The 12308-nt window shown below is 44.8% G+C and carries 8 protein-coding genes and 1 tRNA gene; all 9 read left to right on the top strand.

Features of this window, described 5'->3' with window-relative positions:
• The first annotated feature begins 82 nt into the window (after positions 1–82).
• The 9 genes from ABF87_RS11260 (at position 83) to rpoC (ending at position 12250) form a co-directional block, all read left to right on the top strand.
• Positions 83–158, top strand: a tRNA-Trp gene (locus ABF87_RS11260).
• A gap of 171 nt (positions 159–329) precedes the next feature.
• Positions 330–674, top strand: coding sequence for a preprotein translocase subunit SecE (gene secE / locus ABF87_RS11255; protein ID WP_160829220.1), 345 nt, complete (start codon positions 330–332; stop codon positions 672–674).
• A 21-nt stretch (positions 675–695) separates the two neighbouring features.
• Positions 696–1229 (top strand): transcription termination/antitermination protein NusG, encoded by a 534-nt coding sequence (gene nusG, locus ABF87_RS11250; protein WP_160829219.1) that lies wholly within the window; start codon positions 696–698, stop codon positions 1227–1229.
• Between the two features lie 113 nt (positions 1230–1342).
• Positions 1343–1774, top strand: a complete 432-nt coding sequence (rplK, locus tag ABF87_RS11245; RefSeq protein ID WP_160829218.1) for a 50S ribosomal protein L11 — start codon at positions 1343–1345, stop codon at positions 1772–1774.
• 1 nt (position 1775) lies between these two features.
• On the top strand, positions 1776–2474 hold the full coding sequence (rplA, locus tag ABF87_RS11240) for a 50S ribosomal protein L1 (protein ID WP_160829217.1): 699 nt from the start codon (positions 1776–1778) through the stop codon (positions 2472–2474).
• A gap of 303 nt (positions 2475–2777) precedes the next feature.
• A complete protein-coding gene (gene rplJ, locus ABF87_RS11235) occupies positions 2778–3293 on the top strand; it encodes a 50S ribosomal protein L10 (protein WP_160829216.1) in 516 nt (171 codons plus the stop codon).
• Between the two features lie 56 nt (positions 3294–3349).
• A complete protein-coding gene (gene rplL / locus ABF87_RS11230; RefSeq protein ID WP_160829215.1) occupies positions 3350–3733 on the top strand; it encodes a 50S ribosomal protein L7/L12 in 384 nt (127 codons plus the stop codon).
• 150 nt (positions 3734–3883) lie between these two features.
• Complete coding sequence (gene rpoB, locus ABF87_RS11225) at positions 3884–7957, top strand: DNA-directed RNA polymerase subunit beta (RefSeq protein WP_160829214.1); 4074 nt, start codon at positions 3884–3886, stop codon at positions 7955–7957.
• A gap of 90 nt (positions 7958–8047) precedes the next feature.
• Positions 8048–12250, top strand: a complete 4203-nt coding sequence (gene rpoC / locus ABF87_RS11220) for a DNA-directed RNA polymerase subunit beta' (RefSeq protein ID WP_160829213.1) — start codon at positions 8048–8050, stop codon at positions 12248–12250.
• Positions 12251–12308 lie beyond the last annotated feature (58 nt).

Below are 12308 nucleotides of genomic sequence, written 5' to 3'. Positions count from 1 at the left end.
GTCGCAAAAATTATTGAGTAATTAAAAGCTCGAGAAATAATTGATTTTCTATATTTTTGATATCGATAAATTTCAAATGAAAAGGCCAGTAGCTCAATTGGCAGAGCGTCGGTCTCCAAAACCGAAGGTTGGGGGTTCGATGCCCTCCTGGCCTGCCACTCTTTGAATGAATATATCAAATGAAACATTGGTCTTAGGTGCAAGGTGATTGTTGGTAGAGTTTGTAATTCAATTCTTCTGTACTTAAAGAGAAAGTCCAATCTTGAAAAATCCTAAGAAGCTGATCGTTACCGCAAGCATATCGTCATAAAGCATGAAGGATTTTAAACGTGAATAAATTGAAACTTGGACTTGTATTTGTACTCATAACAGCTGGAATAGCAGGATTCGTGGTATTAAGCGACAGTCCAATGGTTGTACGGATATTATCCATATTGATGGGAGCTGTGCTGGCTGGAGTAGTTGCAAAATATACAATCCAAGGGCAAGCGTTTTATGTATTTAGTAAGGAATCTATAGAAGAAACGAAGAAAGTAGTTTGGCCAAGTCGTAAAGAAGCGCTTCAAACATCGGGTGTTGTATTTGCTTTTGTAATTGCGATGGCTTTATTTTTGTGGTTTATTGATGCAGCACTGATGTCACTCGTTAAGCTATTGATGGATCAGAATGTTTGATCAAATATCACAGAGGAAAGAATGAGTAAGAAATGGTATGTGGTTCACGCTTATTCGGGGTATGAAAAAAGTGTGCAGCGCACATTAAAAGATCGTATTGAGCGAGCCGGTATGCAAGAAAAGTTTGGTCAAATATTGGTTCCGGTCGAAGAAGTGATCGAAATGAAAAGCGGTCAAAAAAATATCAGTGAGCGTAAGTTCTTTCCTGGGTATGTGCTGGTTGAAATGGAAATGTCCGATGAAACGTGGCACTTAGTCAAAAATACCGATAAAGTTACTGGATTTGTGGGCGGATCCGTCATGAAGCCCACGCCTATCAGTCAGAAGGAAGTCGACAATATACTTCATCAGATTCAAGAAGGAGTGGAGAAACCTAAGCCAAAAATTCTTTTTGAAATGGGGGAGGCAGTCAGGGTCAAAGAGGGGCCGTTTACCGATTTCCACGGAAATGTGGAAGATGTCAATTACGATAAAAGTAAGCTTAGAGTATCAGTTTCGATATTTGGACGTCCTACTCCAGTGGAATTGGATTTTAATCAAGTCGAAAAATCCTGAGCTTTTATATACCATGATCTACCATGGTATTATTGGATTCAGAAATCATCTGTTTTTAATAGGAAATCGGGGAGAATGAAAGATCATTCGCTTGCACCCAATAGGAGAAAAGTATGGCAAAAAAAATCACTGGATACATAAAACTGCAAGTGCCTGCAGGTAAAGCTAATCCAAGTCCGCCTATCGGTCCAGCATTAGGTCAGCGGCAATTGAATATCATGGAATTCTGTAAGGCGTTCAATGCCGCTACGCAGAAAATGGAACCTGGTTTGCCGGTACCCGTGATCATTACTGCTTATGCTGACAAGAGTTTTACTTTTATAATGAAGACAACCCCTGCTTCGGTGCTGATTAAGAAAGTTGCTGGAGTAGGCAAGGGAAGCGCTAGACCGCATATGGATAAAGTTGGAAAACTCAGTCGCAGTCAAGCTGAAGAAATTGCAAAAACAAAAATGGCAGATTTAACCGCAGCCGATCTGAATGCAGCCGTACGTACCATTGCTGGAAGTGCAAGAAGTATGGGTATAGAAGTAGAGGGCATATAACATGGCACGCTCATCAAATCGTTATAAAGCTATCTCAGATAAAGCTGATCGCAATAAGACTTATCCGCTTGAAGAGGCACTCGGACTCATAAAAGAAACAGCAAATGCAAAGTTTGACGAATCCGTTGATGTGGCAGTCAATCTAGGTATTGATGCCAAAAAATCTGACCAAGCTGTGCGCGGATCGGTAGTTTTGCCGGCGGGAACGGGTAAGACAGTTCGTGTCGCAGTGTTTGCGCAAGGTGATAAAGCTAAGGAAGCGCAAGATGCAGGGGCAGATATCGTCGGTTTTGAAGACTTGGCAGCAGAGGTTAAAGCTGGAAACATTAACTTCGATATCGCGATTGCCAGTCCGGATGCGATGAGGATAGTAGGTCAGTTGGGACAGATACTTGGGCCCAGAAGTTTAATGCCTAATCCGAAAGTCGGAACCGTGACGACAGATGTGGCTGCTGCCGTGAAAAATGCCAAAGCGGGTCAAGTGCAATTCAGAGCTGACAAAACCGGTATCATTCATTGTACTATTGGTCGCGCGTCGTTTGGGATCGATGCGTTGAAGCAAAACTTAGTGGCATTGATCGAAGCATTGAATAAATCTAAGCCAGCTTCTTCGAAGGGCGTTTATTTACGAAAGATATCTATTTCGAGCACGATGGGGATTGGTGTGAGAATAGATCAAACTAGTTTGTCGCAACAATAAAGAACTTTGGGACTACTGAATGCTGATGCACTGGCATTGAGTAGATTGTCAAAGACCGCTGGGGTAGAACAGTAATTTCTTATGCAATGAAAATAAGAAATTATTTGTCATACTTAAATCATTCGCTGCCAATCACTCTCGGTGGAAAAGCTTATCCAGTAGAGTGCGAGGTTGTTGATACCCAGCGTAGATGGTGTCCCAAAAACAGGAGTTTGGTTTTCCTGGTTAAAGGTCACCAGTTTATAGTGTTTGAGCATGGTGTTTTATGCTCAATACTATTTTTACTGATGGAGAAAATGAACCTTGAGTCTTAATCTAGAAGAGAAAAAAGCGATAGTGACCGAAGTGAGTGCTCAAGTAGCAAATGCTCAGGCTATCATTATTGCTGAGTATCGAGGAATAGAAGTAGGTCAAATGACCCAATTAAGGGCAAAAACTCGTGAATCAGGAATTTATTTTCGTGTCATTAAAAACTCGTTAGTTAGGCGTGCAGTCGCCGACACTCCATATGCGCCATTAGCCAATCACATGGTTGGGCCTTTAGTTTATGGAATTAGTACTGATCCCGTCGCAGTGGCCAAAATACTGCACGAGTTTTCAAAAGATAACGAAAAGTTCGTGATCAAAGTGGGTGCCATGGGTCAGCATGTCATGTCGCGCGATGAGATTACAGCGTTGGCCGCGCTACCGAGTCGTGATGAATTGCTGGCCAAGCTGCTGGGAACAATGCAAGCACCCATCGCCAAGTTTGTCCAAACTCTCAATGAGGTACCTGCTCGGTTTGTGCGTGGTCTGGCAATGGTTCGGGACAGCAAATGATTGTGACATTCCTCTTCACTCGTATCTAACATATTCAAATTAACCAGGAGAAAATAATGGCAGCAACAAAAGAAGATATATTGGACGCAATTGCAAGTATGACTGTGCTAGAGCTATCACAGCTGATCAAGGAAATGGAAGAAAAGTTCGGTGTTTCCGCTGCTGCAGCCGCCGCAGTCGCCGTAGCGGCTCCAGGCGCTGGTGGCGCAGCTCCTGCGGCAGCCGAGCAGACTGAATTTAATGTGATCTTGTCGTCGGCAGGAGAAAGCAAAGTCAACGTGATCAAAGTAGTAAGGGCAATCACAGGTTTAGGTCTCAAAGAGGCTAAAGATTTGGTTGATGGTGCACCTAAAACGGTGAAAGAGGGTGTTTCTAAAGATGAAGCAGCTTCAATTCAGAAACAACTGGTAGAAGCTGGCGCTACTTGCGAAATTAAATAACAATATTAAGTAGATTCTAGGGCTGGAGCGCTTTGAGCGAGCCAGCCTTTGGTATTTTAATCCTTGATATTTTTAAAATAACTAATTGATGGTTATTGAGCTTAAGCTCTTGACTTTAAATTCCTTATCTTCTTCGTTCGGAGAAAATCCATGAGCTATTCGTTCACTGAGAAAAAGCGTATCCGTAAAAGTTTTGCCAAGCGCGCGAGCGTATTGCCAATTCCATTTCTGCTCGCTACTCAGCTCGAATCATATGCTGCTTTTTTGCAGGAAAACGTTATTCCTCAGAAACGCCAGAACCAAGGTTTACAAGCTGCTTTTAATTCGATTTTTCCGATAGAAAGTCACACGAAGAATGCTCGTCTTGATTTTATAAGCTACGAGCTTGGATCGCCAGTGTTTGATGTCAAGGAATGTCAACAACGTGGACTCACTTATGCTTCCCCACTGCGTGCCAGGGTAAGATTGACGATCATGGATAAAGAAATATCCAAGCCCACTGTCAAAGAAGTCAAGGAGCAAGAAGTATACATGGGTGAAATTCCCTTGATGACTGAAACGGGCTCGTTTGTCATTAACGGTACGGAACGCGTGATCGTTTCGCAATTACATCGTTCCCCTGGCGTGTTTTTTGAGCATGATCGCGGAAAAACCCATTCATCTGGAAAATTGTTATTCTCCGCGCGAATTATTCCCTATCGCGGTTCATGGTTAGATTTTGAGTTTGATCCGAAGGACTGTCTCTATTTCAGGATTGATCGGCGCAGGAAAATGCCTGTCACTACGTTATTAAAAGCGATCGGTTGTACTTCAGAGCAAATTCTGCAGGAATTTTTCATTTTTGATTGCTTCCATTTTACTGAAAAAGGGATTTTATTTCAGATCGTTCCCGAACGCATGCGCGGTGAAGTGGCGAGTTTTGATATTCTTACTAAGGATAATAAAACCATAGTTCAGAAAGACAAGCGAATCACTGCGAAACATATTCGTGAAATGCAGGAAGCCAAAATAGATCAACTGGAAGTACCCAAAGATTTCTTGCTGGGAAGAATACTGGCCCATAACATCATCGATAAAGAAACGGGCGAACTCGTGGCTTCTGCAAATGATGAAATCACTGAAGAAACCATCAATAAGCTGAGAGCCGCCAATGTCAAGAAATTAAATACGCTATATGTCAATGATCTCAATCATGGCCCATATATTTCACAGACATTGAAAATCGACGAGACTACTGATGAGATGTCTGCTCAAGTGGCCATCTACCGAATGATGCGGCCCGGCGAACCTCCCACTGAAGAAGCAGTCAAGGTACTGTTTTCCGGTCTTTTTTATTCTCCTGAGCGTTATGATTTATCCGTTGTGGGAAGGATGAAATTCAATCGCAGAGTCGGAAGAAATGAGTTGATGGGATCTCCGACGCTGTCGAATGAAGACATCATTGCGGTGATAAAGATATTGGTAGAGCTACGAAATGGTCGTGGTGAAATCGATGACATTGATCATTTAGGGAATCGACGTGTGCGCTCTGTCGGAGAATTGGCGGAGAATCAATTCAGATCCGGCTTGGTTCGTGTAGAACGTGCAGTAAAAGAACGGCTCAGTCAAGCCGAGTCAGAAAATTTGATGCCGCATGATTTGATCAATGCAAAACCGGTCTCTGCAGCTGCTCGCGAGTTTTTCGGATCCAGTCAGTTGTCGCAATTTATGGATCAGACCAATCCGCTATCAGAAATCACCCATAAACGCCGGATTTCAGCTTTGGGGCCGGGTGGTTTGACACGTGAAAGAGCGGGCTTCGAAGTGCGAGATGTTCATCCTACGCATTACGGTCGCGTGTGTCCGATCGAAACACCTGAAGGGCCTAATATTGGTCTGATTAATTCACTGGCACTGTTTGCACGCACGAATGAATATGGATTTATTGAAACGCCCTACAGCAAAGTCAAAGATTGCCGCGTAACGGATGAAATCGATTATCTATCGGCAATTGAAGAAGGTAATTATATGATTGCCCAGGCTAATGCTGAGCTGGATGACCACCATCAATTCATCAGTGAGATCGTGTCTTGTCGTTACAAGAATGAATTTGCATTGTCATCTCCTGAGCGTATTGAATATGTAGATGTGGCCCCAGCCCAGATTGTGTCGGTAGCTGCGTCGCTGATTCCATTTTTGGAACATGATGATGCGAACCGTGCTTTGATGGGATCCAACATGCAACGCCAGGCGGTTCCTTGTTTGCGTGCTGAGAAACCGCTGGTTGGTACCGGGATTGAACGAGTTGTGGCTGTACATTCGGGAACTACCGTTCGCGCCAAACGCGGAGGTATCGTCGATTACGTCGATGCGGGTCGTATCGTGGCTCGAGTTCACGATGCAGAAACTCGAATGGGTGAGGTCGGGGTTGATATCTACAATCTCATCAAATATACGCGTTCCAATCAAAATACCAATATCAACCAACGGCCATTAGTCAAGATTGGGGATCGTATCGAAAAAGACGATGTGATTGCAGATGGAGCATCCACGGATATGGGTGAACTTGCGCTGGGGCAAAATATGCTGGTGGCGTTTATGCCATGGAACGGCTATAACTTTGAAGATTCGATCTTGATATCAGAGCGGATCGTTGCTGAAGACCGCTTTACCTCAATTCATATCGAAGAACTATCGGTTGTGAGCAGAGATACCAAGTTGGGCACGGAAGAAATAACCGCCGATATTCCCAATCTGTCTGAACATCAACTCAGCCGCCTGGACGAATCCGGTATCGTGTATATCGGTGCCGAAGTTGAAGCAGGCGATGTCCTGGTTGGAAAAGTGACCCCTAAAGGAGAAACCCAACTTACACCGGAAGAAAAATTATTGCGCGCCATTTTTGGTGAAAAAGCTTCCGATGTGAAAGATACTTCGCTGCGTGTACCGTCAGGAATTTCTGGTACTGTCATCGATGTACAGGTGTTTACGCGAGAAGGCATCGATCGCGATAAGCGCGCTCAGCAAATTATCGATGATGAATTGGATCGGTACAAGAAAGACTTGGCTGACCAGATGCGCATTGTCGAAGAGGATGCGTTTGAACGCCTTGAACGTTTATTGATTGGAAAAATAGCCACTGGCGGCCCTAATAAGCTTGCCAAGGGTAAAGAAATCTCTGCCGAGTATCTTAAGAGTCTTGATCCGCATTACTGGTTCGATATCCGCTTGACTGATGAAGAAACTAGCATTCAATTGGAACAAGTTCGTGAAAGCATGGCGCAGAAACGCAAAGCTTTCGATGCGGCCTTTGATGAGAAAAAGAAAAAGCTTACCCAAGGTGATGAACTGGCACCCGGGGTGCAGAAAATGGTCAAAATTTACATTGCGGTTAAGCGGCGCTTGCAGCCTGGCGATAAAATGGCTGGACGTCATGGTAATAAAGGGGTGATTTCTAAAATCGTACCGCTTGAAGATATGCCATATATGGCTGACGGCACACCCGTGGATGTGGTATTGAATCCCTTGGGTGTTCCTTCACGGATGAATGTGGGGCAGATTCTGGAAGTGCACTTAGGATGGGCGGCCAAAGGGCTTGGCAAGAAAATTAATGAAATGTTGGCTTCTCAAAGAAATGCCAATGAAATCAGGCAATTTTTTGATAAAGTTTACAATGGAAGTGGAAAAGGCGAGAACATCGCTTCGTTGTCAGACGATGAAATCATTGCTTTGGCTGGAAATTTAGTTGAGGGCGTGCCATTTGCCACACCGGTATTCGATGGTGCAACGGAGAATGAAATCAAAGATATGCTGGAATTGGCGGGATTGCCGAGATCGGGTCAGATTACCTTGTACGATGGCCGTACCGGAGAAGCTTTTGATCGGCCTGTCACCGTAGGGTATATGCATGTTCTTAAACTTCATCATTTAGTGGATGATAAGATGCATGCTCGTTCAACGGGTCCATACAGTCTGGTGACTCAGCAGCCGCTGGGAGGTAAGGCTCAGTTCGGTGGTCAACGATTTGGCGAGATGGAAGTCTGGGCATTAGAGGCCTATGGCGCAGCCTATACCTTGCAGGAGATGCTCACAGTCAAATCCGACGATGTGACGGGACGTACTAAAGTGTATGAAAGTATAGTCAAAGGCGATCATAAAATCGACGCCGGAATGCCAGAGTCGTTTAACGTACTGGTAAAAGAAATACGTTCACTAGGAATGGATATTGATTTAGAGCAGCATTGATTTTAAAAGAAATGGTCGGATAAATAATATTCCGACATTATATCAACTTATACGTCTATTTTTATTGCCCCTGATTTACAGGAGTAACCAATGAAAGCACTGCTAGATTTATTTAAACAAGTTACCCACAAAGAAGAATTTGATGCGATCAAAATCGGTCTTGCTTCACCGGAAAAAATTCGTTCATGGTCATACGGTGAAGTTAAAAAGCCCGAAACCATCAATTATCGTACTTTCAAACCTGAAAGAGATGGATTGTTCTGCGCAAAAATTTTTGGACCGGTAAAAGATTACGAATGCTTGTGTGGTAAATATAAGCGATTAAAACATCGTGGCGTCATCTGTGAAAAATGTGGTGTGGAAGTAACTTTATCAAAAGTTCGCCGGGAACGGATGGGGCATATTGAACTTGCAACTCCAGTTTCTCATATTTGGTTTCTGAAGTCATTGCCGTCGCGTTTAGGAATGGTATTGGACATGACTTTGCGAGACATCGAGCGAGTTTTGTATTTTGAAGCGTATGTGGTTACCGATCCTGGCTTAACCCCGCTTGCACGCTGCCAGTTATTGACTGAGGATGATTACCTCATCAAGACGGAAGAATATGGCGATGATTTCAGTGCGAGCATGGGTGCGGAAGGTATTCGCGATTTGCTGGCAAACTTAGATATTCTCGCTGAAATAGAGAGTTTGCGCCGAGAGATGGAGAGCACGGGCTCGGAAACAAAGATAAAAAAAATCTCTAAACGCCTCAAGCTTCTGGAAGCTTTTAATAAATCAGGCATAAAGCCACAATGGATGATACTGACGGTATTGCCTGTGTTGCCGCCCGATTTGCGTCCGCTGGTTCCTTTGGATGGTGGGCGTTTTGCCACCTCCGATTTGAATGATTTATACCGGCGTGTCATAAATCGTAACAATCGACTGAAGCGATTGCTAGAATTGAAAGCCCCGGATATTATTGTTCGCAATGAAAAGCGGATGCTGCAGGAAGCGGTTGATTCCTTATTGGACAATGGCCGTCGCGGTAAGGCTATGACGGGCGCGAATAAGCGTGCTTTGAAGTCGCTGGCTGATATGATCAAGGGTAAAGGCGGGCGCTTTCGTCAGAATCTGCTCGGTAAACGTGTGGATTATTCCGGACGTTCTGTGATTGTTGTCGGCCCGCAATTGAAATTGCATCAGTGCGGTTTGCCCAAAAAGATGGCACTGGAATTGTTCAAGCCATTTATTTTCAATAAATTGGAATTGATGGGGATTGCCAGCACCATCAAAGCTGCAAAGCGTGAGGTAGAAAATGAGAGCGCTGTGGTGTGGGATATTCTCGAAGATGTGATTCGTGAGCACCCCGTTATGCTGAATCGCGCTCCGACACTGCATCGCCTTGGTATTCAAGCATTTGAACCGGTATTGATCGAAGGTAAGGCGATTCAGCTACATCCTCTGGTATGTGCCGCATTCAATGCCGATTTTGACGGTGACCAAATGGCCGTGCATGTACCGTTATCATTGGAAGCGCAAATGGAATGCCGTACGCTCATGATGTCGACTAATAATGTCCTTTCACCCGCCAATGGTGAGCCTATTATTGTGCCTTCTCAAGATATCGTGCTCGGATTGTACTATACGACGCGCGAAAAGAAGGGCGCACTTGGCGAAGGAATGTTGTTTCAGAATGTCGCCGAAGTATCGCGCGCCTATGAAAGCCGTAACGTCGAACTCAATGCCAAGATTACGGTGAGAATCAAGGAATATGATACCAATGCAGATGACGAGCGATGCGAAAAAGTGACGCGCTACGAAACGACGGTAGGCCGTGCTTTGCTGTTTGAAATCTTTCCACCGGCATTGCCTTTTTCATTGATTAATAAGTCTCTGAAGAAGAAAGAAATTTCCAAATTAATCAATGCAAGCTTCAGACGCTGCGGCTTGCGGGAAACTGTAATTTTTGCTGATAAGTTGATGTATGCAGGGTTTACGTACGCGACACGGGCAGGTATCTCTATTTGCGCCGATGATATGTTGGTTCCTACGCAAAAAAGTGAAATCATCGGTGCTGCAGAGAAAGAAGTAAAAGAAATCGAAGGGCAATATACTTCCGGTCTAGTGACGCAAGGCGAACGCTACAACAAAGTGGTCGATATCTGGGGGCGTGCGGGCGATCAAGTAGCTAAAGCGATGATGAATCAACTGGGTGTCGAGCCGATCATTAATCAAACAACTGGTACAGTTCAGCAGGATGAGGCGGGTCATCCATTGACGCAAGAATCCTTTAATTCGATTTACATGATGGCCGACTCAGGTGCACGCGGTTCAGCAGCTCAGATTCGTCAGTTATCGGGTATGCGTGGGTTGATGGCCAAACCGGATGGTTCGATAATTGAAACACCGATTACGGCAAATTTTCGTGAAGGTTTGAATGTGCTGCAATACTTCATTTCGACGCATGGCGCACGCAAAGGCTTGGCTGATACCGCGTTGAAAACGGCGAATTCCGGCTATCTGACTCGTCGTCTGGTGGATGTAACGCAGGATCTCGTTGTTACCGAAGATGATTGTAACACCGGTAATGGCGTGGTCATGAAAGCTCTGGTAGAAGGCGGGGAGATTATCGAGGCGCTGAGGGAGCGTATTCTTGGCAGAGTCGTTGTAAACGATGTGATCAATCCCGAAAATCAAGAAATCGTATTTCCTGCTGGTATGTTGCTCAATGAAGAGGCCGTTGATCAGATTGAGGCATTGAGCATCGATGAAGTGAAGGTTCGTACGCCTTTGACTTGTGAAACGCGATACGGGCTATGTGCCAAATGCTATGGTAGAGATCTGGGTCGTGGAACGCTCGTCAACGTGGGTGAAGCCGTAGGTGTGATTGCTGCACAATCAATCGGTGAGCCCGGTACGCAGCTAACCATGCGCACCTTCCATATCGGGGGAGCTGCATCAAGAACGGCTGTAGTGAGTCAAGTTGAAAGCAAATCAAGTGGAACGGTGCATTATTCTTCCTCGATGCGGTATGTGACCAATGCGCAGAATGAATTGATAGCAATTTCCCGCAGTGGTGAAATTATTATTCAGGATGAGAATGGGCGCGAACGCGAGAGGCACAAAGCTTCCTATGGTGCAACACTTCTCGTGCGCAATGGAGAGCCGGTCAAGGCCGGTCAAATATTGACGACCTGGGATCCTCATACTCGACCAATCATTACCGAATATGCGGGCAAGGTACGTTTTGAGAATGTGGAAGAAGGTGTGACAGTAGCCAAGCAAATTGATGAAGTAACCGGTTTGTCTACGCTGGTGGTAATTGATCCAAAACGGCGTGGTGTGAGTCAATCGAAAGGATTGCGACCATTGGTTAAATTTCTTGATGACGATGGAAATGAAATCAAAGTGGTTGGTGGCAACCAGCCTGTGAGCATCACATTCCAGATTGGCTGTATTATTACCGTGCGGGATGGTCAACAAGTGAGTGTTGGTGAAGTATTGGCCAGAATCCCGCAAGAGACCTCCAAAACCCGAGATATCACCGGGGGGTTGCCACGTGTTGCGGAACTCTTTGAAGCGAGGTCACCGAAAGATGCGGGCATGCTGGCTGAAGTGACTGGTATTGTATCCTTCGGGAAAGATACGAAGGGTAAACAACGTCTCGTAATCACTGATCTCGAAGGCGGAGTGCATGAGTATTTGATACCCAAAGACAAGCATGTCATGGCGCACGACGGACAAGTTGTTAATAAAGGTGAAATCATTGTCGATGGGCCTGCTGATCCTCGTGATATATTGCGTTTACAAGGAGTTGAAGCGTTAGCCCGATATATTACGGACGAAGTTCAGGATGTTTACCGTCTTCAGGGTGTCCGAATCAATGATAAACATATTGAAGTGATCGTGCGGCAAATGCTGAGGCGAGTTCAAATCATTAATGCGGGCGATTCAACGTTCATCCCTGGTGAGCAGGTTGAGCGTGCGGATCTATTGATTGAAAATGAACGCTTGTTTGCAGAGAAAAAACTACCTGCCACTTATGAATTCATGTTGCTCGGTATCACTAAAGCCTCATTGTCGACAGATTCCTTTATTTCTGCTGCATCATTCCAGGAAACCACACGTGTTCTGACAGAAGCCGCAATCATGGGCAAAAAAGATGACTTGCGGGGACTGAAAGAAAATGTCATCGTCGGCAGACTCGTTCCCGCGGGTACTGGGCTATCCTTTCATAACAAGCGTAAAAATCAAGAAAAAGTATATGAATATGAAATGGATTCGAGAACATCAATCAGTAATCCTGTTTAGTGGTTCTTAGCTTTTAATGATATCGTCTTCAGAGAACACCTTGACAGTGGAGGATTGA

This window comes from Nitrosomonas sp. JL21 (assembly GCF_009833095.1).
GTDB lineage: Bacteria > Pseudomonadota > Gammaproteobacteria > Burkholderiales > Nitrosomonadaceae > Nitrosomonas.
The sequence above is the reverse complement of the archived record's forward strand: the minus strand, read 5'-3'. Positions and strand labels throughout refer to the sequence as shown.